This is a genomic window from Pseudonocardia asaccharolytica DSM 44247 = NBRC 16224, from assembly GCF_000423625.1.
Taxonomy (GTDB): domain Bacteria; phylum Actinomycetota; class Actinomycetes; order Mycobacteriales; family Pseudonocardiaceae; genus Pseudonocardia; species Pseudonocardia asaccharolytica.
The window spans coordinates 197,654-217,602 of sequence record NZ_AUII01000002.1; the positions used below are offsets into that span (position 1 = coordinate 197,654).

Sequence of the window (19,949 nt, forward strand, 5' to 3'; positions counted from 1 at the left end):
CGGTGTGGATCCGCATTCGGTTGCAGTGCCGACGGTTGCCAAAGGGGGCTGGCCGGTTATGGCGACGTATCAGTACCGATGTGCCGTCAACGGGGTCGGAAAATACCATGCCACCGATCTATTCAGCGATCCAGAAATAGCAGCGCCCCGGCATCGAAAACGTCCTTTCGCCGGTCTTCAGCCGTCGCGGAAATAGGACGCGAGGCCGTCCTGACCGGCCGAGTCCCGGCCGGATGCCGTACTCGTGACCAGAGAGGTGGACGTCCATGGCCAGCGTGGGGCTGCTCTATGTCGGAGCCGTGCTGTTCCTCAACGGAGTAATGCTGCTGGGTTGGGTCGACGCCCGTGCGGCCGCCCCGCTCAACCTGTTCGTCGGGCTGCTCCAGGTCGTCACCCCTACCTATCTGATCTTCACTGCCCAGGGCGACCCGGCCATCGTCCTCAACGCCTCCGGGCTGTACCTGTTCGGGTTCACCTACCTCTACGTCGCGTTCAACCTGCTCGCCGACCTGGACAGCACCGGCGTCGGCTACTTCTCCGCCTTCGTCGCCGTCTGCGCGCTGGCGTACTCCGGGCTGAACTTCTTCCAGGTGGGTGACAACGCCTTCGGGGTGATCTGGCTGTACTGGGCCTTCCTCTGGTTCCTGTTCTTCCTGCTGCTGGGTCGCAAGATGGAGCCGATCACCCGCTATACGGGTGCGGTCACCGCGATCCAGGGCTGGGTCACCGGGGCGATCCCGGCGTTCTTGCTGCTCACCGGACAGTGGGGGCGGGCCGACGCGACGACCGCGATCGCACTGGCCATCTTCGGTGTCGTCGTGTTCGGCGCGCTGTGGATGCGGATGCGTCCCAGCCAGCTCACCGTCTCGCCCGAAAGCCGTCACACCGTGGCCGAGAGCCACAGCTGACCCCGCCACGGATCCGCAATCTCGCGGACGCGACGCGTCCGTGACGGCGCCCGGGCCGCGGTGGCCCGGGCGTCCCGAAGACGCGACCGCATCCCGGCGGCCGCGAACGTCGAGTCGAAGGACAGCAAATGCCCGAAGTCGTGTTCCCGCTCGATTCGAACAAGAAGTTCACCGACCAGCAGATCGTCGGCCACAACCGGTGGCACCCGGATATCCCGGCTCAGGTCCAGGTCAAGCCGGGCGACGTATTCCGGGTGCACTGCCGGGAATGGTTCGACGGGGCTATCCAGAACGATGACTCCGCCGAGGACATCCTGAACGCGCCGCTGCCGAGCGTGCACACGCTGTCCGGGCCGATCGCGGTGGAGGGAGCCCAGCCGGGCGACCTGCTGATCGTGGACATCGTCGACGTGGGGCCGATCCCGCAGGAGGACTCCGGGCCGCTGGCAGGCCAGGGCTGGGGGTACACCGGCATCTTCGCGAAGCGCAACGGCGGAAGCTTTCTCACCGACCAGTTCCCGGACGCCTACAAGGTGGTCTGGGACTTCCGCGGTCAGGTCGCCACGTCCCGGCACGTGCCCGGGGTTTCCTTCACCGGCATCGTCCACCCGGGTCTGATGGGCACCGCGCCCTCGGCCGAACTGCTCCGCACGTGGAACGCCCGCGAGCAGGCGCTCATCGACACCGACCCCGACCGGGTGCCGCCGCTGGCGCTGCCACCCAACCCCGACTCGGCAATCCTGGGCAGCCTGGCCGGGGCCGAGTTCGACCGGGTCGCCGCCGAGGCCGCCCGGACGGCGCCGCCGCGGGAGAACGGCGGGAACCAGGACATCAAGAATCTGACGAAGGGGTCCCGGATCTTCTACCCGGTCTACGTCGACGGGGCGAAGCTGTCGGTGGGGGACCTGCACTTCTCCCAAGGTGACGGCGAGATCACCTTCTGCGGCGCGATCGAGATGGGAGGGTTCATCGACCTGCACGTCGACCTGATCAAGGGCGGGATGCAGACCTATGGTGTCGCCGAGAACGCGATCTTCATGCCGGGCAACACCGACCCGCAGTACAGCCAGTGGCTGGCGTTCTCCGGCACGTCGGTGACGCTCGACGGCGAGCAGCGCTACCTCGACTCGCATCTGTCCTACCAGCGGGCCTGTCTGCACGCGATCAACTACCTGACCAAGTTCGGCTACACGCCGGAGCAGGGGTACATGATCCTGGGGGCGGCACCGATCGAGGGCAGGCTCTCCGGGGTGGTCGACATCCCCAACTCGTGCTCGACGGTCTACATCCCGACCGCGATCTTCGACTTCGATGTCCGCCCCGGACCGGGCGGTCCGCACCAGATCGATCCCGGTCAGGGTGTGCCGAAGGCCAGCTTCTGACCAACCCCTGGCCAGCCGGCCTGTGAGTGCGTAACAGTGTTAGAACACTGTTACGCACTCACAGGGGGTTAGACCTCGTCGAATATCGTCCCCATGTCCGCCCAGTCGGTGGTGCGGAAGCGCCGGATCCAGGTGGCGACCATGGCACCGACCGCGGCGATCCCGAGGCAGACCCACGGGACGATCGCCACCAGCGCCGGGATGCCGGCTCCCGGGGCGGGTTCGACGAACGAGTAGTACAGGCTGCCGAACACGGCCAGCGCCCCGACGAGCGCGGCCAGCGCCCCCGCGGTCTGGAAGCCGAGCTTGCCTGTACGGGTGCCGTGGGTGACCCCGGCGATACCCAACATCAGGTACACCGCCATCACCAGCGGGGTGCCGATGCCGGCCAGGAAGGTGAACACGAACACCCCGCCGGTGATCGGTCCGTCGACGCCGCCGGCCAGCGCGACCTGGGTCTCCCGGCTGGTCAGCAGCACCGACCCGCCGGCCAGCACCACCCAGACCGCGAGGTCCAGCCCGATCGCCCGCCACGGGGTCTTCCACCGCGGGTGCAAGGTGCCCAGCCAATGCGGCAGCACCCGCTCCCGCCCCATCGCGAACAGCACCCGCGACACCGCGATGTGCACGCCCAGCGCGCAGAACAGGCTGGCCAGCGCGGCACACCCCAGCACGACGGCGGCGAACACCGTGTTCGGGGCGACGGCCGCCAGCCCGGCCACCGAGGCGGGCCAGTCGGTCGCAGCCTGCCGCACCCCGAAGCCGATCGAGGTGGCGTAGGTGACCACCAGGTAGAACAGGCCGGCCACCACGATCGAGCCGACCACGGCCTTGGGGATCACCTGCCGGGGGTTGCGGGTCTCCTCCGACAGCACCGCGCTCGCCTCGGCGCCGGTGAACGACAGCATCGCGAAGCTCAGCCCGAACAGGATGCCGGTCCATGGCACCCCGGCGGCCGACGGCCAGAACGCGCCGAGGTCGAGGCTCGCCCCGGCGTCGGCGACCGGTGTGGACCTGTCCAACACGCTGACCGACGGCGACCCGATCGAGATCACCACGACAGCGGTGATCAGCAGCGCCGCCATCGTGACGAGCAGGATCGCGAGCTGGGTCCGGGTCGAGACCTGGATGTTGAACATGCTCATCAGCGCGATCACGACGAGCCCGGCCAGCGAGAACCAGTACCACTGCGGGCTCGTCCCGGCGAGCAGTTCGACCAGGCTGGCGGTGAAGAAGCCGAAGCCGCACAGCACGGCGCCGCCCAGGATCAGGAACGCGGCGGCGTAGCACCAGCCACCCAGAAAACCCAGGCCGCGGTTCGCGCCCCGGGTGATGTAGGTGTACATCGACCCGGCCGAGGACAGCGAGCGGGCGAACTGGGCGACGACCGACCCGACGCACAGCATCGCCAGCGTGCCCAGCAGGTAGGCCAGCGGTGTCGCACCACCTGCCTTGGTGGAGGCCAGGTAGGTCAGGAACGCTCCCGACATCGCCGGCGCGATCACCGAGAGGCTCTGCGCGATGACGTCGCGCAGACCCAGTGCCTTATGGAATGCCCGCGTCGGCTCCGGGGCGCCGGATGGGGCGCCGATCGGGGCGGAGCTGGCGTCAGTCGCCATCGGAGTCCCCGTTCATGGAGCAATGCCCACCCCGGCTGGGCGGCACGTCGAGGGCGGGGTTGCGGTCGAAGAACCCGACCGGCTTGAGCGTGAAACCGGTGTAGTCGACCGGCATCACCGGCCAGTCCTCCGGCCGCGGGAAGTGCGTGGTGCCGAAGCTGTGCCAGACGACGATGTCCTCGCCGTCGACGCTCCGGTCGGCCTGCACCCAGACGGGCAACCCGGCGCCTCCCGGGTTCTGGTTGACGAAGTCTCCTGCGGGGTAGCGCTGCGCCGGGTCGTACCGGGTCACCCACAGGTGTTTGGTGGCGAAGGTGGCCCTGGCGTGGATGGACGACGCGTCGTCGGCCAGCAGCGCGGCCTTGCCCTCGGGAAGCAGCGCGTAGCCGACGGGCTTGCCGAACTGGTTGGTCACCTCCGGGTTGATGATGTGCCAGGTCCGCACGCGGGACTGGTCGGCGGTGCGCTGCGCGTCGGACTCCCGGCGCAGCCGGGTCCGGGACTGGCGGAACGCATTGCCGCGCGGGTTGTCCGGGCCCATCGGCATCGGCAGCGCCTCGACCTCCTCGACGGCGTTGCGCACGCCGTCGACGGTCATGTCCAGGCGCGCGGAGAACATGTGCTGGTGGTACGGGGCACCCAGCCCCGGCGCGACCTCGGTGGCATACGGTGAACCGCCCTCCGGGTAGGCCGAGGTGAACACGATCCCGGTGGCCTTGACCTCGAGTTGGATCGTGCCGTCGAGGTAGAGGTACCAGTAGAAGCCGTAGTCGTAGTTGCCGATCGGGGTGAAGAAGGAGAACACCATCCGACGCTGGCGGCGGACCTCGCGGCTGCCGGTGAACATGTCGGAGTGCTTCCAGAGGACGCCGTAGTCCTCCTCGTGCATGCAGATCGCGTTGCTGATCGTCTGCGGGTTGCCGAGGTCGTCGGCGATCACCGTGTCCAGGTAGTGGATCTCGCCGAGGCAGTCACAACCCAGCTGCAACGAGTCGGCATAGCGGGCGAACATGTACTCGCCGCAGTCGAAGTAGTTCTGCCAGAACCGCACCGGTGACGGGTCGGCGTAGGGCACCACCATCTCGGCCACCGACGCGCGGTAGATGATCGGGCGGCCGTCGAAGCTGATCTGGTGCAGGGTCAGGCCTTCGCGCTCGTTGAACCCGATCCGCAGGTCCCATTTCTCCCAGCGCACCCGGTTGCCCTCGACGGTGAAGCTGGGCCCCTCGGGCTGGGTGATCTCGATCGGCTTCAGGGTGGTGCGCTGCGGGCCGACCTGCTGTGGATCGTCGAAGTTGCCGGGGGTCTGCGGTACCGGCAGCTCCTGATGGTCGATCACGCGGGTGACCTGACGGCTGGTCAGGTCGACGTAGGCGACCAGCCCGTCTATCGGGTGCGCCCAGGGGTGGTCGCGTTCGTGGTCCTGCCGGAAGCCGAAGGCGCGCACGATGCGCCGCCCGATCTCCTCCGGGTAGTCGTAGACGCCGGCCGAGAGCGGCACCGCCCGCACCGAGGCCGGGTCGATCTCGCGGCGGCGCAGCGCGGCCACCCAGTCGGCGTCGGCGTTGAGGACGTCCTCGATCATCTCGAACTCGGCGTCGATGATCGGGGGCTGACCCTCGCGCGGCGGGTCGATCTCGCGGCTGCTCAGCACCTCACCGCGGGTCACCGACACGACGTTGTCGGTCGACAGACCGGTTGCCAGATCCAGCAGCACCGCCCGGAATCGGCGGTCCGCCGGAGCCCCGTCGCGATGGGCGAGCACCTCGGCCTTGGCCGGCTCCTCGTTCGCGAAGAACGCGAATCGCACATTCTGGCCCAGCAGGCCCGCCTCGGCGAGCACCTCCCTGGCCCGCACCACCTCGGCCTCGGTCGTGAGCTCGAGCGGGTGGGCGACGCCGAGGTCGGTGGCCGCCGGGGTTTCGGCAATGGTCATGGCGGGTTCCTCCGTATGCGACGACGGGACTGGTCGCAGACGGTCGCCGCCCGTCCGGGCGAGGTCAAAGGCCGATCATCCGTCACGCGAAAGCGTGGTGTGATCACTCTCACTACCCGGGAAGACCCGTGTGATTTTTCTCATTCGACGCGTGCAGCTGCCGCTGCGCAGCGTAACGGGGTTAACGTGTCCGGCCGACGCGGGCGCGAGGAGCAATGATGCAGCAGGATTCCGGGCGGATACTGGCCGAGCTGCGCCTGCGGTCCCCCGTTCACGGGCTGGCCCGACGCCACCTCGGCCCGCTCGACGTGTTCGCCCAGTCGGTCTCTGGTGCAGCGCCCGCCGCCGCCATGTCCGCCACTCCCGTGATCGTCGCCGCGACCGCGGGTCCGGCGACAACATGGTCGTTCCTGGTGGCCACGGTCCTGGCGCTGCTCATCGGGACCTGCATCGGCCGGTTCACCCGGCGGATGGCCGCGGCCGGCTCGCTCTACAGCCTCACCGCGAAAGGCCTGGGTCCGGGCTGGGCGTTCGGCTGCGGCGTGGCGCTGCTGGTCGGGTACGGCGCGCTGGCGATGGCCGCGCTGGCCGGTGCGGCGATATACCTCGACACCCTGATCGTCCGTGCCGGACTCGGAGCGCCGGGTTCGCGGCCGGTGCTGGTGACCGCTGTCTGTGCGCTCGCGATCCTGGCCGTGACCCTCGCGCTGGTCGGGGTGCGGCTCTCGGCGCGCGTGGTGCTGCTGGTCGAGGCCATCTCGATCTCGTTGATGGTGCTGATCTTCGCCGTGCTGCTCGGCTCCGAGGGATCGTCCGGCGTCCCGCCGGCCGACGCGGTCCCCGGCCCCGGGCTCGGTGGCATCGCCGCGGGCGTGCTCCCCGCGCTGGCCGCGTTCATCGGGTTCGAGGCGGCGACCGCGCTCGGGGTCGAGGCGCGCAGGCCGTTCCAGACGATCCCGCGGGCGGTGCAGTGGACCGCGGGGATATCCGGATTGCTCTACCTGTTCGCCGCCTACACGCAGGTCGTGGGCTTCGCCGATGTCCCGGGCGGGCTGGCGGGGCAGACCGAGCCGGTGCCGCAGCTGGCAGCCGCGCATGGCCGACTGTGGTTGTCGGTGCTGCTCGACCTCGGCATCGCGATGTCGTTCTTCGCCTGCGCCCTGGCCACCGGCAGCGCGCTGGTCCGGGTGTTGTTCTCGATGGCCCGCGACGGCATCGCGCCCGCCGCCTTCGGTGCGACGCACCGCCGCTACCGGACCCCGCACGTCGCGATCGCCGTCGCGCTGCCGATCGCGGCCGGTGTGCCCGCGCTGCTGCTGGCGCTGGGAATGCCCGCCGGCCGGGTGCTCAGCGAGCTGCTCACCGTGGCGACCGTCGGCTACCTGGTGGCCTATCTACTGGTCTGCCTGGCCGCGCCGCTGTTCTTGCGCCGCATCGGTGAGCTGACCACGCCGCCGGTCGTGGTGACCGCGGTGATCGTGCCGATCCTGCTTGTGGTGCTGATCGCGTTCGTGGTGTCATCGCTGGGACGGCCGCTGCCGATCGTGGCCGGTCTGCTGGTCGTCGTCGGCGCGGTCTGGCTGGTCTGGCTGCGGCTGCGGCGCCCGGATCGGCTGGCCGGGATCGGTGCGTACGACGAGACCGTCGCGGCCGACGTGTTCGACGAGCGGCAGGTGGGCATCCGGTGACGTCGCTCGACCCGGCGCCGCTGTCCGGGCGCCAGCCCCGCGCGGTGCGCAGCGCGCTCGCCGTGCTGGAGGAGGTCGTCGCATCGGGGTCCGGGGTGACAGCCAAGGAGATCTCCGCGGCGCTCAAGCTCCCGCAGGCGACGACATACCGGCTGCTCAACCTGCTGGTCGCCGAGGAGTATCTGGTGCGGCTGCCCGACCTGCGCGGATTCGCGCTCGGCCGCCGCGCCGCCCGGCTGTCGCCAGCAGTCGCCCCGGCCCTGTCGACGGCGGCGCGCACGGTCGTCGACCATCTGCGCGGCATGGTCCGCTGGGGGGTGCACCTGGCCTCGTTCTCGGCCGGGCAGGTGACCCTCATCGATCCGGACCCGGACCATCCGCCCAGCGACGGCCACGTCCTCGCGCGATACCCGCAGGTCACCGCGCTGGGCAAGCTACTGCTCGCCGAACAGCCCGACTGGCGGGCCCTGGTGCGGGATCTGCGCCGGTTCACCGAGTTCACCGTGACCAGCGGGGCGGAACTGTCCGCGCAGCTCGACGGCATCGCCGAGGCGGGGCTGGCCCGGCAGTGCGGGGAGCTGCGCGCGGATCGGGGGTGTCTCGCCGTACCGGTGCGCGGACCCGGCACCGGGATGCTGGTGGCCGGGCTCGCGCTGTGCGGACCCGCGCACCGGGTGGCCGAGTCGAACGAGGAACTGATCGGCCTGATGCGCGACCACGCCGAACGTCTCGCGCCCCTCCTGGCCTGACGGCCCTGTGAGTGCGTAACAGTGTTCTAACACTGTTACGCACTCACAGGGGGTGGGACGGGCGGTTATGCGTAGATGCGCATCCAGTCGACGTACATCTCGGACGGCTTCGGGGAGCCACCGTTCGGGAAGTAGTCGAGCTGGATGGTGGGGTGCATCTTGCCGGGCGGCAGCGTGCTCGGATCGCTGCTGGAGAACCACGGCACACCGTCGATATAGCCGGTGATCCCCTGCGGGGTCCATTCGACGGCGTAGTTGTGCCACTGCGTGATGTCGAGGGCCTTCTTCGCGTACTTCTGCTGGTTGCTCGAGCCGTAGTGCAGGAAGAACGACACGTCGTTCGACGCGCTGGTCGTCTCGGCGAAGTCGACCTCGCCGCCCTCCGGCCAGCCCATGTCGGTGGGCCACAGGATCAGCACGGGGTGGTACTGTCGGTCGCCCGCGGGGAACTTCGCGCGCATCTCCCATTTGCCGTACCGCTGGCCCTCAGCCCAGGCCATGCCGCCGGTCGTGCCGTTCGAGTCGCCCCGGATGACCAGGGACCCGTTCTCGACGCTGATCGCACCGGCCGAGCGGCGGCCGTTGCCGGCGTGCCCGGCACCGTCGTACTTGACCCATCTGCCGGAGAGGCCGCCGTTGAACTCGTCGCCACCGACGAGCTTCCAGCCCTTGACGACGGCCGCCTGGGTTCCCGCGCCGGCCGTTGCCGCGCGCTCGCCGCCCCCGGCGCTCGCGGCGGCGCCGCCGTTCGTGGTCGCGGCGGTGGGGCGGGGGGTCGCTCGGCTGGTGGCACGCTCCCGGGCCTCGGTCGCCGCGGCGGTTCCCGGCGCGAGGGCGGAGCTGGCGGGCGGGGAGGTTTCCGGTGCGGTGCTCGCGGCGGTGCTGCTGCCCGGGGCGCTGCTCACGGCGCCGTTGGAGGCCAGCGCGGCGTTGAGCTCGGGGCTGGCCTGGCCGGCCGGCTGGACGGCTGTCATGATCGTCGTGGCGAGGACCATGGCGGCCGCGCCGACGGCGAGCGGGGTGAGCTTGCGCAGGGCGGAGCGTCGTGCCGGGGGAGCGGTCTCGACCTCGACGTCGGCGGTGGATCCTCGCCGGTGGTGACGGCCGGAGGGCACTGGGGAGCCGTGCTCTGCGGTGATCCGTGCGATCAGCTCGCGGGGGTCGAGCCGATCATCCGCAGCGGAAGGTTTCCGTCGCATGACCGGGAACAGTAGGAAGGTCACCAGCCGTGATCGACAAACCTGAGAGCCCAGGTTGCGCGCTCTCGACGAGAGGACATCGCGTGGCGCCGGAAAGCGATCAACCGCCCGTTTAGGTACAGATCGCCCACCGAACGGAGTAGTGCGACTCTCAGGTTCGACCGTTCGTCGCGTGCTCACCGCCGGTCGTACCGTTAGCCGATTGTTATTGAGGGCTTCTCGCGAGAAGCTTGCGTCGATGCTCCCCGCTGCTCCCCCGGGGGGTGCGTCCACGGCCGTGCCCACATCTGTGTCGGCGCGCTCGTCCGTGCCCCCGTACGACCACGTCCTGCTGGCGCTGCCCCCGACCGCCGCGTCCGCCTCCGTGCTGCGCGGCCTCCGCTCCGAAGGGGTGCGGGTCAGCCTGGTCAGCGACGGCATCGGTGTCCTCGATGCCGTGCGCGGCGGCGAACCGGCGCTCGTCGTGCTCGACGTTGAACTCCCCGGCCCCGATCAGAACGCGGTGCTCGCCGCGCTCCAGGCCGAGGCGCCGAACGTCCCGGTCATCGCGGTGACCCCGCGGGAGCGCCGGAGCGGCCTGCTCGGCCTGCTGCGTGCCGACCGCGACGACTACCTGCTGCGCCCCTTCGCGATGGACGAGCTGGCGGCGCGCATCCGGCTACGGTTGCGCCTCGGCGCCGACACGGTCCCGATCGTGCTGCGCCAGGGCGAGGTCGCCGTCGACACCGAGTTCGGTGAAGTGACGGTCGACGGGCGCCCGGTCGCGTTGTCGCCCACCGAGTTTGCGTTGCTGATGGCGCTGCTCGCCGAACCCGGTGCCGTCGTCTCGCACGCGCGGCTGGCCAGCCAGGTGTGGTCCGAACCCGCCTCGGCCAACCTCGTGCAGGTCTACATCTCCTATCTCCGGCGGAAGATCGGCCCGGAACGTATTCGAACCGTCCGCGGAGCCGGATACGTTCTCGAGGGTTGACCGCTCGGAAACGGCCAGGTAACTCTTCCGCCTCTACCGCGTTTTTCGTGCTGCAGTGCCGGGAAACCTGTGCTAACCAGTGCCAACGCGGAGCGTCACCGGACGCGATCCGATCACAGTCGGGAGGCACAGTAATGATCGGCAGCATTATCGGTGCGATCGTCATCGGATTGATCCTGGGCGTTCTGGCCCGGATGATCCTGCCCGGCAAGCAGAACATCCCGGTCTGGCTGACGATCATCGTCGGGATCGTGGCGGCGTACATCGGCACCTGGATCGCCCGCGGGATCGGCATCGCCGACACCTCTGGAATCGACTGGTGGGAGCACATCATCCAGCTCATCGTGGCGCTCATCGCCATCGGTGCGGTGGCCAGCCTCTACGCGAGGCGCGCCGTCAAGAGCTGACTCGCGGCACGATGCGGCCCGGGCTGGTGGTCACCGGTCCGGGCCGTCGCACGTCCGGACCGATCAGCCGGTGAACGCGGTGGCTGCCGCGAGCAGCAGGTCGTTCTCCTCGGGGGTGCTGACCGTGATCCGCACCCCCTCCGGCGCGAACGGCCGCACGATCAGCTTGTGCTCCAGGCAGTGCGCCGCGAAGTCCGCGGTCTTCGCGCCCAGCGCGACCCACACGAAGTTCGACTGCGTGGGCGGGACGGTGTAGCCCGCGGCGATCAGTGCGTCGCGCACCCGCGTCCGCTCGCCGACGATCTCCGCGCACGAGGCCAGCAGCTCGTCCTTCGCCTCGAGCGCGGCGATCGCGCCGGCCTGGGCGACCGAACTGATGCTGAACGGCGAACACACCTTGCGCAGCGCCTGCGCCACGTCCGCCGCGGCCACGGCGTAGCCCACCCGCAGCCCGGCCAGCCGGTAGGCCTTGGAGAAGGTCCGCAGGACGACCAGGTTCGGGTGGGCGTCGACCATGCTGAGTCCGTCGACGACGTCCGGATCGGTGACGTACTCGTGGTAGGCCTCGTCCAGTGCGACCAGCACATCGGGCCCCATGGCGGCGAGGAAGCGCTCGAACTCGGCGCGGCCCACCGCCGTCCCGGTCGGGTTGTTCGGGCTGCACACCATGATCAGCCGCGTGTTCGGGGTGACCGCGGCGGCCATCGCGTCGAGGTCGTGCCGGAAGTCCTCGGTGAGCGGCACTGTCTGGGCGGTGGCGGCGCCGATCTGCGTCACGATCGGGTAGGCCTCGAACGAGCGCCAGGCGAACAGCACCTCGTCGCTCGGCTCCCGGCAGGTGATCTGGACGAGCTGCTGGCACAGGCTGACCGAGCCGCAACCGACCGCGATCCGGTCCGCGTCGACGTCGAGCGCGCCGGCCAGTCGCGCCGTGAGCGCGCTGACCGCGAGATCGGGGTAGCGGTTGCCCCCCGCGGCCGCCTCGGCGATGGCGGCGAGCACCGCGGGCGGCGGCGGCATGGGCACCTCGTTGCTGGCCAGCTTGATCGCGCCCGGGATGGCGCGACCTGGCACATAGGCCGGCAGGCTGTCAAGGTCGGCGCGGATCAGGCTCATGCCGTTCACCGTAGACCGGGTCTGTACAGCGTCGTCGAGCGTGCGACGCTTGGGGGTATGACCGAGATCCGAACGGAGACCGTACCCCTGGTCGACGGCAGCGACCTGCGGCTGACCGTGGCGGAACCGGTCGGTTCGGTACGCGGCGGCATCGTCGTCCTGCATGAGGCTCGCGGGGTCACCGCCAGTGTGCGTGACCTGGTGGCAGGCATCGCCGCCGACGGCTGGATCGCCGTCGCGCCACACCTCTACCATCGCGACGGTGCCGACGAGCTCGACCCGGCCGACACCGACGAGCAGGTACAGAACCAGATCGACCGCCTCGACGGCGAGCAGGTCATGGCCGACACCGATACGGCGTTCGGCTGGCTGGCCGAACACGACATCACCCCCGATCGGATGGGTGTGGTCGGTTTCGACCTCGGCGGATCGGTGGCCCTGCTCGTCGCGGCGAAACGCACCTTGGGTGCCGCCGTCACGGTGGCGGGCGGCGGGATCAGCTCGCCGCTGTCCGAGGGCCTGCCCTCGCTGGTGGAGGCGGCGCCGGGTTTGACGTGCCCGTGGCTGGGGATCTACGGCCGGCCCTCCGACGGAGCAGGCGATCCCGAGATGGAGCGGCTGCGCGTGGCGGCCGCGTCGTCGGAGGTCGCGACGGACCTGGTGACGTATCCGCACTCCGGGTACCGCTTCGACGCCGATCCGGACGCCTCCGCCGACGCCTGGCAGCGCATGCTCAACTGGTTCGACTCGCACCTGCGGTAGATCTCCGCCCCGGCCTGGCGCGCCGAGGTTCGGGCGGGGGATGCTGCCGGGTATGTCAACCGGAACCCCCGACGTTCTCTGGACTCCCGACCCCGACCAGGTCGAGCAGACGGCCATCGCCGAGTTCACCCGCTGGGTGCGCGAGCACCGCAGCATCGACGCACCCGACTATGCGGCGCTACACGCCTGGTCGGTCCGCGACATCGAGGGTTTCTGGTCGGCGGCGGCGGAGTTCCTCGGGGTCCGCTTCCACGAAGCGCCGACCGCCACGCTGGGGGCGCCGTCGATGCCCGGAGCGGAGTGGTTCCCCGGGGCGACGCTGAACTACGCTGAGCACGCGCTCACCCCGGGACCGGGCCGCGAGGACGCCGACATCGCGCTCGTGTTCGTCCGCGAAGACGGGGTCGAGCGCAACGTCCTCCATGCCGAGCTGCGTGAGCTGGTCGGCCGGGCGCGGGCCGGGTTGGTGCGTCTCGGCGTCGGGCGCGGCGACCGGGTGGTGGCGCTGGCGCCGAACTCGCCCGAGACGCTGGTGATGTTCCTGGCCGCGGCCAGCCTCGGCGCGGTGTGGTCGTCGTGCTCCCCGGACTTCGGTGTCCGCGCCGTGCACGACCGGTTCGCCCAGATCGAGCCCTCGGTACTACTCGCCGTCGACGGCTACCTCTACGGCGGCAAGCGGTTCGACATCCGGCCCACCGTGGCCACGCTGCAGCAGCAGCTGCCGACGCTGCGCGCGACCGTCCTGGTCTCCTTCCTCGGTGAGGAGGGCCTGGACCAGACCCTGCCGTGGACGGAGTTCACTGCCGAGCCCGGACCGCTGGAGTTCGAGCCGGTGCCGTTCGACCACCCGCTGTGGGTGCTGTACTCCTCGGGCACCACGGGCCTGCCCAAGGGCATCGTGCACGGACACGGCGGCATCGTGCTCGAGCACATGAAGGCGCTGCGGCTGCAGTTCGATCTGGGGCCCGGCGAGCGGTTCTTCTGGTTCACCACGACCGGCTGGATGATGTGGAACCTGCTCATCGGCGGGCTGCTGGTCGGGTCGACCATCGTGCTGTTCGACGGCAACCCCGGCCACCCCGACCTCAGGGCGCTGTGGCGGCTCGCCGCCGCGCACCGGATGAGTGTCCTCGGTACCTCGGCGCCGTTCATCCAGGCATGTCTGAAGGCGGGTCTGCGCCCGCGCGACGAGTTCGACCTCTCGACGCTGCGGGCGATCGGCTCGACCGGGGCGCCGCTGTCGGTGGAGGGCTTCCGCTGGATCGGCGACGCCGTCGGGGAACACATCCAGATCTGCTCGGTGTCGGGGGGAACGGATCTGTGCGCGGCGTTCGTCGGGTCGGCCCCGACGGTGCCGGTGTGGCTGGGTGAGATCTCGTGCGCCGCGCTGGGGGCGGCGGTGGTCTCCTACGACGAGAAGGGCCACGAGCTGCTCGACGAGGTCGGCGAGCTCGTGGTGACCAAACCGATGCCGTCGATGCCGGTGTCGTTCTGGAACGACCCGGACGGCTCCCGGCTGCGGGAGGCCTACTTCGAGGACTTCCCCGGGGTGTGGCGGCACGGGGACTGGGTGCGGCTGACCCCGCGCGGCTCGTACGTGATATATGGCAGATCGGACTCGACGCTCAACCGCGGCGGGGTCCGGATGGGCACCGCGGACTTCTACGCGGTCGTCGAGGGATTCGAGCAGGTGGTCGACTCGCTGGTGATCGACACCACCGAGCTGGGTGCCCGTGACGAGGGCGCGCTGCTGTGCTTCCTGGTGCTCGCGCCGGGTGCTGCCGTGGCGGACGTGGAGCCCGGGCTGCGCAAGGCACTGCGCTCAGAGCTGTCGCCCCGGCACGTTCCCGACCGGTTCATCGTCGTCGACGCCGTCCCGCGCACCCTCAACGGCAAGAAGTGCGAGGTCCCGGTCAAGAAGATCCTCGCGGGCGTGGCCCCGGACAAGGCGGTGAGCCGGGGCGCGCTGCAGAACCCCGACGCGCTTGTCCCCTTTCTCGACCTGGCGAAATCCTGATCATGGGCGCCGGAGGCGGGCCGCTTTGAACCCGTCTCCGGGCGCTGTGTACTCTTACCCCTGCTGGAGGCCGAGAGGCCCCGGGAGGCTTCGCCTAGTCTGGTCTATGGCGCCGCACTGCTAATGCGGTTTGGGGTCACCCCCATCCCGGGTTCAAATCCCGGAGCCTCCGCGCTGGTGTGGCCGACTTCCGGGTCGGCAGGCGCCGGATACAACTGAAGAGCACGCGCCCGTAGCTCAACGGATAGAGCATCTGACTACGGATCAGAAGGTTAGGGGTTCGAATCCCTTCGGGCGCACTACCTCTGAACAGGCGAAACGCTTCGCGCCGGTGATCTCCGCTCAGCTTCGTGGAATCAATCGTGGTGCGAACCGCTACGCTGATCACTCATGACGACCTCCGCGTCCCGCATCGCCCGCGCGGCGCGCTGCGAGTGTCGGTCTACGCCGGGGTTGATCCGCTGACCGAGTGCCGGCACTACCTCCGCGAGACCGTGCCGGCCGGCCCGCGCGCCGCCGCCGAGGCACAGAAGATTCCGCGCCGTCTCGCGGGGCAGGTAGACGAGCGGCGGAACCCGCGCACCAAGGCGACCGTCGACCAACTGCTCAACCGACACTTCGAGCTGCTCGACATCGAGCGCGACACCGTGGAGAACTACCGGCGTCTGGCCCGTCTGCACATCCGGCCGCTGATCGGCGGGCAGAAGATCGGCGCGCTGGACGCCGACGTGTTCGACACCGGCCCCGGTGAGGACTGGCTCGGCGAGTTCGAACTCGAGGTGCGCGATCCCGCAGACCCGGATCGCGGTCGGCGATGTCATCCACGATGCACGAACGCACCGTGCTCCCACCGGACGAGATCGAGCCCCTGACCAAGCTGCTCGCGGCGATGCGCGTCGAGCCCGGGCACGCGGCCCTGGTCGGCCCGGACAACATCAGGTGGGAGCTGCCCGCACTCGGCGCCGAGAGCACCTGGACGCGCTGGTCGACGAGGCGGGCAAGCACGATCTCTACGAGGCGACCGACACGCCGCGGCCCACTCGGTAGGAAGGTTCGGTCGTTGGCGTTCCCGGCGTTCCTCGACACGTGCGTGCTGTTCCCGCAGTACCTCACCGACACCCTGCTGGCGCAGGCCGACGCCGGCACCTTCCGCCCGCTGTGGTCGCGCGACGTGCTCGAGGAACTCGGCCAGGCCCTCGAGCACGAGACGCGGATGACCGCCCGCGACCGAGCGCGCGGCGGTCTGGCCCGACCAGCTTGTCGACGAGCATCTGCTGACCGCGCAGCAGCGGACGCGGACTGCGCCGCGCCGAGCTCGCCGGCAGGCGGGGCGTGCGGGTGCGGGGGCCGACAGCTCGGCTCGGCCGCGCCGTGGAGGGTCACCCCCGAGCGCTCGTACCGTTCGCGCCGGGCTGGGTTTCCGGTCGATGTGGCGGAGCACCTCCGGACATACCCAGGAGCGGGTCGACTGCGGTAGCGGTGCCTTACGGCGTGTACTGCTTGATGAGCTCCCGGCGCATGATCTTTCCGGTGGAGGTCTTGGGCAGGTCGTCGACGAAGCGGACCAGCCGCGGGCGCTTGTAGGCGGCCAGCGAGCGCCCGGCGAACGCGATCAGCTCCTCCTCCGTGGCTGTCGCACCGGCCGCGAGTACCACGTAGGCGCAGGCCAGCTCGCCCTTGACCGAGTCGGGCACCGGGCCGGCGGCGACCATCGCCACGGCGGGGTGCGCGGCGAGCACCCGCTCGATCTCCGCGGGGTAGACGTTGTAGCCGCCGGTGATGATCATGTCCTTGCGGCGGTCGACGACGAACACGTGCCCGGTGTCGGTCATGGTGGCGATGTCGCCGGTGTGCAGCCAGCCGTCGGGCTCGATGGTCTCGGCCGTCGCCTGCGGGTTGCCGTGGTAGCCGAGCATGACGATCGGGCCGCGCACCATCAGCTCGCCGGGCTCGCCGCGGGGCGCGTCGCGGCGCACGTCGGCCAGGTCGGCGACGCGCACCTCGACCCCGGGCAGCGCCACCCCGATCGAGCCGGGCACCGGCGGGGCGTGCAGCGCGTGGGTGGTGCCCAGCCCGGCGAGCTCGGTCATGCCCCACAGCTCGATCAGCGGCGCGCCGGAGCGCTCCTGCCAGCCCCGGATGGTCGAGAGCGGGATGGTCTGGCCGCCGACGGTGCACCGGGTCAGCGAGGACAGCTCGGCGGTCTCCAGCGCGGGCTCGGCGAGCATCGCGGCGTACATGGCGGGCACGCCCTCGAACATCGTCGCGGCGTGCTCGCCGATCAGCCGCAGCGCCTCGGCGGGAGCAAACCGCTCCATCAACACCACGGTGCCACCGACCAGGAACGTGCCGTTGATCACGACATTGCCGTAGACGTGCGGCGCGGGCAGCGCCGTGACGACCACGTCCGCCGAGGTGCGCCCGTGCATCGTGGCCGTGAGCGCACAGTTGAGCAGCACGGCGCGGTGGCTTTGGATCGCGCCCTTGGGATGCCCGGTGGTGCCGGAGGTGTAGCCGATGGTCGACGGCGCCGCCGGGTCCGGCGCGACCTGCGGGACGGGACCGTCGGCGGCCAGCAGGTCGGCGAACCCGACCGCGCCCTCGGGAGGCTCACCGAAGGCGACCACGAGGCCCAGGCCGGGCACGTCGCGGGTCAGTGCCACCACCCCGGCGGCCTGCTCGGCGCTGGTGAACACCGCGGCGGCGGCGCAGTCGCGCAGCACGAACGCCAGCTCCTCCGGGGTGAGCATGACGTTGACCGGGTTGACCACCGCACCGGCCTTGAGCGCGCCGTGATAGGCGACGACCCACTCCCAGCGGTTCTGCGCGTACAGCGACACCGGGCGGCCCGGGCGCACGCCGCGGGCGGCCAGCGCCGCGGCCACCCGGTCGCTCGCGGCGTCCAGCTCCCGGAACGAGAGCGTGCGGGCCGCGGTGACCAGGGCGACCTTGTCGCCGAACCGCTCCGCCGCATGCGGCAGGATTCCTCCGGGCGAGACCATGTCATCCATCTCGCACCTCCTCAGTGCCACGAGTGTGCTCGATGCCACAAGTCTCGCGTCCGGCGCCGCGCGGTGCCGCTATCCGGCCCGGACAAGACGGTCCGGCAGTTTTGTCCGAGCCATCCATCGGCGAGAGTGGTGCACCACGGCACTGTGACGTTCGCAACGCCGGGCGCCGGCGACCACGGATGCGGCGGACCGATGCTCCGCCGGCAGGACACGACCCACCAGTTCAAGGAGGAACCCATGGCCGAAGTGCTGGCAGAAGGCTACAACGTCTTCGACACCAGCAAGTCCCCCAGCGGTACGGTCAAGTACCTGTTCTCGCCGGCGGACGTGATCAGCCTGATCCAGTCCGGGAAGCTCGCCGAGCACATCCTGCTGGTGCGCGGCGGCACCACGACCTTCCTCGCGCCGGCCCTGAGCATGGGCGCCATCGGCGTGATCACGATGTCCGGCGCGCCGGAGTCGCACCTGGGGATTCTCTCGCGCGAGTTTCAGACGCCCTGCGTCATGACCGCCTACCTCACTGACAGCGAGTCCCGCTACGTCGTCGGCGACACCGACGAAGCCCATTTCGAGGAGATCGCGAAGGCCCTCGACGGCCGGCGGGTTCGGCTCGACTGCACCGACCACGAGGTCGGACGCGTCGTCGCCGACGACTGAGACCGGCCCCGATCCCATCCCGAGGCGCAGACAAGGAGAGAAGACCGACGTGACGACCACCGAGGGCAAGCGCGCGACCTACAAGCAGCGGTACTCCGAAGGCGACGACGGCCTCCGCTTCCAGGAGCTCACCTACACCGGCAACTTCGTCGGCATGGAGCCCGTCACCGATGGGATCAAGGGTGACAAGATGATGAAGGCGCGCGCCAAGAGCGGCGTGCTGGAGCGGGTGTCGAGGGAGGACGTCCTCCGCGATCAGTTCACCATCGACGAGCTCAACGACCTGAACAACTACCTGGCCTGGAACATCTGGGATGTGCTCGTCATGCGCGCCACGGAGGGCGTCAGCGGCATGATCCCGCGCCAGGAGTACGAGATCCTGGCCTTCATGCATGAGTTCTACCGGTGGCCGGAGATCCTGCGCATGACCACCGACGAGGTCGGCGGCGGTCAGGGGATCATGGACATCGGGGCGACGGCGCGGCGCGAGATCGGTACCAAGGTCAACGCCGTGCACGACTGGTGCATCGGGGCCGTCGGCTTCGGCATGGGTCGCTGCGGCTTGCTCGCCCTCGAGGCGATCAAGCCCGACGACTACATCGAGGAGTCGAACGAAATCCTCAAATTCATGCAGCGGGTGCTGTGGGGCAAGCGCCAGGACGGGTACATCCTCAACTCCCAGGACCGCTACCGCTGCCGGATCCACGAGCCCGACTTCATCGCGCAGCTCACTCCGCAGCTCGAGGCGCTCGAGGCAGGCAGCCCGAAGCACAGCGCGTTCACACAATTCAACGCGGCCGCTGAGCTGCTGTCCTTCCTCGACCACTACGACTGCCGACTCGGCCTGGGCGACACCGGCCCCTATGAGCTGCCGGACGGGCAGCTGCTTATCCTGCGGGATCTGTTCGTCAACGAGGAGGTCTTCCACTGGAGCGATGTGTGCGAGGACGCCGGCCTTCCGCACTGCTACACGCTCGCGCTCGTGATCGACCCGGAGAAGATGGGGCTGGAGGAGATCCGGGTCAATGACATCTCTACCACGTTCACCCGGCCGAAGAACTACATCGAGGCCATCACGGCCGGCGCGGTCTTCGTCCGCGAGAAGTGGAACACCCCGATGGGCGAGGTGTACCCGGTCAAGATCGACGACCTCGCCGAGCACCTCGGCCGCGTGCAGACCGCCACGCTGAAGCTGTACACCAAGACGTCGAAGATGTGCCGCCGGGACCTCATCTGGAACGGGCAGTACGTCTACTACGTGGACATGATCCTCCCGCACCTGCGGCTGGCCGGCACCTACGACAAGGCGTGCCGCGACTACGACCTGTGGGAGATCGACCAGCGGATCGCCAACTACTACTACGACATCACCAAGCGCGGCTTCGCTCAGGAGACGGTGCCCAGCAAGATCTTCTCGGGCGCTGGCTACCTGCCCTTCTCCGACAACGCTGACCGCCGCCGCTCGAAGTACCGCTGGCTGTAGGCGCCTCGCCGGCTTCGCCGCGGACTGACTGACCCAAAGCCGGCC

17 protein-coding genes and 2 tRNA genes are annotated in these 19,949 nt (G+C 69.8%); 14 read left to right on the plus strand and 5 right to left on the minus strand.

Translation table 11 applies throughout. From position 1 onward, the window contains the following. Window positions 1–266 precede the first annotated feature (266 nt). Together G567_RS0103050 and fmdA are read left to right on the plus strand one after the other, a co-directional pair. Window positions 267–908 carry an AmiS/UreI family transporter gene (locus tag G567_RS0103050; RefSeq protein WP_028928802.1) on the plus strand — a complete coding sequence of 214 codons (642 nt, stop codon included), beginning with the start codon at window positions 267–269 and terminating at the stop codon, window positions 906–908. Window positions 909–1,036: 128 nt separating this feature from the next. Then, on the plus strand, window positions 1,037–2,290 hold the full coding sequence (gene fmdA / locus G567_RS0103055; protein WP_028928803.1) for a formamidase: 1,254 nt from the start codon (window positions 1,037–1,039) through the stop codon (window positions 2,288–2,290). Between the two features lie 68 nt (window positions 2,291–2,358). Here the strand turns inward: fmdA and G567_RS0103060 are convergent, their stop codons facing one another. Together G567_RS0103060 and G567_RS0103065 are read right to left on the minus strand one after the other, a co-directional pair. Further along, on the minus strand, window positions 2,359–3,909 hold the full coding sequence (locus tag G567_RS0103060) for an APC family permease (protein WP_028928804.1): 1,551 nt from the start codon (window positions 3,907–3,909) through the stop codon (window positions 2,359–2,361). Beyond that, window positions 3,899–5,845 carry a primary-amine oxidase gene (locus G567_RS0103065; protein ID WP_028928805.1) on the minus strand — a complete coding sequence of 649 codons (1,947 nt, stop codon included), beginning with the start codon at window positions 5,843–5,845 and terminating at the stop codon, window positions 3,899–3,901. The genes G567_RS0103060 and G567_RS0103065 overlap by 11 nt, the downstream gene beginning before the upstream one ends. A 218-nt stretch (window positions 5,846–6,063) precedes the next feature. On the opposite strand from G567_RS0103065, the gene G567_RS0103070 reads away from it, so the two are divergent. Both G567_RS0103070 and G567_RS0103075 read left to right on the plus strand, forming a co-directional pair. Further along, window positions 6,064–7,533 (plus strand): APC family permease, encoded by a 1,470-nt coding sequence (locus G567_RS0103070; protein ID WP_028928806.1) that lies wholly within the window; start codon window positions 6,064–6,066, stop codon window positions 7,531–7,533. Then, window positions 7,530–8,282 carry an IclR family transcriptional regulator gene (locus G567_RS0103075; protein WP_028928807.1) on the plus strand — a complete coding sequence of 251 codons (753 nt, stop codon included), beginning with the start codon at window positions 7,530–7,532 and terminating at the stop codon, window positions 8,280–8,282. Before G567_RS0103070 ends, G567_RS0103075 begins: the two co-directional genes overlap by 4 nt. A 65-nt stretch (window positions 8,283–8,347) precedes the next feature. Here the strand turns inward: G567_RS0103075 and G567_RS36570 are convergent, their stop codons facing one another. Continuing rightward, a complete protein-coding gene (locus tag G567_RS36570; RefSeq protein WP_211223829.1) occupies window positions 8,348–9,481 on the minus strand; it encodes a glycoside hydrolase family 16 protein in 1,134 nt (377 codons plus the stop codon). Between the two features lie 277 nt (window positions 9,482–9,758). Here G567_RS36570 and G567_RS0103085 point away from each other — a divergent pair, with 277 nt between their 5' ends. After that, entirely contained in the window at window positions 9,759–10,451 is a 693-nt protein-coding gene (locus tag G567_RS0103085) for a response regulator transcription factor (protein WP_245585517.1), read from the plus strand. A gap of 134 nt (window positions 10,452–10,585) precedes the next feature. Beyond that, window positions 10,586–10,858 (plus strand): GlsB/YeaQ/YmgE family stress response membrane protein, encoded by a 273-nt coding sequence (locus tag G567_RS0103090; protein ID WP_028928809.1) that lies wholly within the window; start codon window positions 10,586–10,588, stop codon window positions 10,856–10,858. A gap of 63 nt (window positions 10,859–10,921) precedes the next feature. Here the strand turns inward: G567_RS0103090 and hisC are convergent, their stop codons facing one another. After that, entirely contained in the window at window positions 10,922–11,974 is a 1,053-nt protein-coding gene (gene hisC, locus G567_RS0103095; protein ID WP_028928810.1) for a histidinol-phosphate transaminase, read from the minus strand. A 57-nt stretch (window positions 11,975–12,031) separates the two neighbouring features. On the opposite strand from hisC, the gene G567_RS0103100 reads away from it, so the two are divergent. The 6 genes from G567_RS0103100 to G567_RS35345 all read left to right on the plus strand — a co-directional run bounded on the left by G567_RS0103100 (window position 12,032) and on the right by G567_RS35345 (window position 16,230). Further along, window positions 12,032–12,736: a dienelactone hydrolase family protein gene (locus tag G567_RS0103100; protein WP_028928811.1), complete on the plus strand. Its 705-nt coding sequence runs from the start codon at window positions 12,032–12,034 to the stop codon at window positions 12,734–12,736. 52 nt (window positions 12,737–12,788) lie between these two features. Continuing rightward, on the plus strand, window positions 12,789–14,753 hold the full coding sequence (locus G567_RS0103105) for an acetoacetate--CoA ligase (RefSeq protein ID WP_147200891.1): 1,965 nt from the start codon (window positions 12,789–12,791) through the stop codon (window positions 14,751–14,753). Window positions 14,754–14,836: 83 nt separating this feature from the next. Beyond that, window positions 14,837–14,925 (plus strand) — tRNA-Ser (locus G567_RS0103110). A gap of 54 nt (window positions 14,926–14,979) precedes the next feature. Beyond that, a tRNA-Arg gene (locus tag G567_RS0103115) sits at window positions 14,980–15,052 on the plus strand. A 63-nt stretch (window positions 15,053–15,115) separates the two neighbouring features. Next, the gene (locus G567_RS33835; RefSeq protein ID WP_028928813.1) at window positions 15,116–15,625 is read left to right on the plus strand and encodes a hypothetical protein; all 510 of its coding nucleotides are present in this window, start codon (window positions 15,116–15,118) and stop codon (window positions 15,623–15,625) included. Beyond that, complete coding sequence (locus G567_RS35345) at window positions 15,580–16,230, plus strand: hypothetical protein (RefSeq protein WP_211223830.1); 651 nt, start codon at window positions 15,580–15,582, stop codon at window positions 16,228–16,230. Before G567_RS33835 ends, G567_RS35345 begins: the two co-directional genes overlap by 46 nt. Before the next feature lie 7 nt (window positions 16,231–16,237). Here the strand turns inward: G567_RS35345 and G567_RS0103130 are convergent, their stop codons facing one another. Then, on the minus strand, window positions 16,238–17,764 hold the full coding sequence (locus tag G567_RS0103130) for a class I adenylate-forming enzyme family protein (protein ID WP_028928814.1): 1,527 nt from the start codon (window positions 17,762–17,764) through the stop codon (window positions 16,238–16,240). A gap of 237 nt (window positions 17,765–18,001) precedes the next feature. Here G567_RS0103130 and G567_RS0103135 point away from each other — a divergent pair, with 237 nt between their 5' ends. Then, window positions 18,002–18,421 (plus strand): PEP-utilizing enzyme, encoded by a 420-nt coding sequence (locus tag G567_RS0103135; RefSeq protein ID WP_028928815.1) that lies wholly within the window; start codon window positions 18,002–18,004, stop codon window positions 18,419–18,421. 49 nt (window positions 18,422–18,470) lie between these two features. Beyond that, window positions 18,471–19,904, plus strand: coding sequence for a hypothetical protein (locus G567_RS0103140; RefSeq protein ID WP_028928816.1), 1,434 nt, complete (start codon window positions 18,471–18,473; stop codon window positions 19,902–19,904). The last annotated feature ends 45 nt before the right edge of the window (window positions 19,905–19,949 follow it).

Excerpts from the sequence above, each read along its gene's own strand:
- G567_RS35345 (WP_211223830.1), top strand. The coding sequence starts at position 15,580 with ATGCACGAACGCACCGTGCTCCCACCGGACGAGATCGAGCCCCTGACC.
- G567_RS0103105 (WP_147200891.1), top strand. The coding sequence starts at position 12,789 with ATGTCAACCGGAACCCCCGACGTTCTCTGGACTCCCGACCCCGACCAG.
- G567_RS0103100 (WP_028928811.1), top strand. The coding sequence starts at position 12,032 with ATGACCGAGATCCGAACGGAGACCGTACCCCTGGTCGACGGCAGCGAC.
- G567_RS0103130 (WP_028928814.1), bottom strand. The coding sequence starts at position 17,764 with ATGGATGACATGGTCTCGCCCGGAGGAATCCTGCCGCATGCGGCGGAG.
- G567_RS0103060 (WP_028928804.1), bottom strand. The coding sequence starts at position 3,909 with ATGGCGACTGACGCCAGCTCCGCCCCGATCGGCGCCCCATCCGGCGCC.
- G567_RS0103135 (WP_028928815.1), top strand. The coding sequence starts at position 18,002 with ATGGCCGAAGTGCTGGCAGAAGGCTACAACGTCTTCGACACCAGCAAG.
- G567_RS0103065 (WP_028928805.1), bottom strand. The coding sequence starts at position 5,845 with ATGACCATTGCCGAAACCCCGGCGGCCACCGACCTCGGCGTCGCCCAC.
- G567_RS0103070 (WP_028928806.1), top strand. The coding sequence starts at position 6,064 with ATGCAGCAGGATTCCGGGCGGATACTGGCCGAGCTGCGCCTGCGGTCC.
- hisC (WP_028928810.1), bottom strand. The coding sequence starts at position 11,974 with ATGAGCCTGATCCGCGCCGACCTTGACAGCCTGCCGGCCTATGTGCCA.
- G567_RS36570 (WP_211223829.1), bottom strand. The coding sequence starts at position 9,481 with ATGCGACGGAAACCTTCCGCTGCGGATGATCGGCTCGACCCCCGCGAG.
- G567_RS0103050 (WP_028928802.1), top strand. The coding sequence starts at position 267 with ATGGCCAGCGTGGGGCTGCTCTATGTCGGAGCCGTGCTGTTCCTCAAC.
- G567_RS0103090 (WP_028928809.1), top strand. The coding sequence starts at position 10,586 with ATGATCGGCAGCATTATCGGTGCGATCGTCATCGGATTGATCCTGGGC.
- fmdA (WP_028928803.1), top strand. The coding sequence starts at position 1,037 with ATGCCCGAAGTCGTGTTCCCGCTCGATTCGAACAAGAAGTTCACCGAC.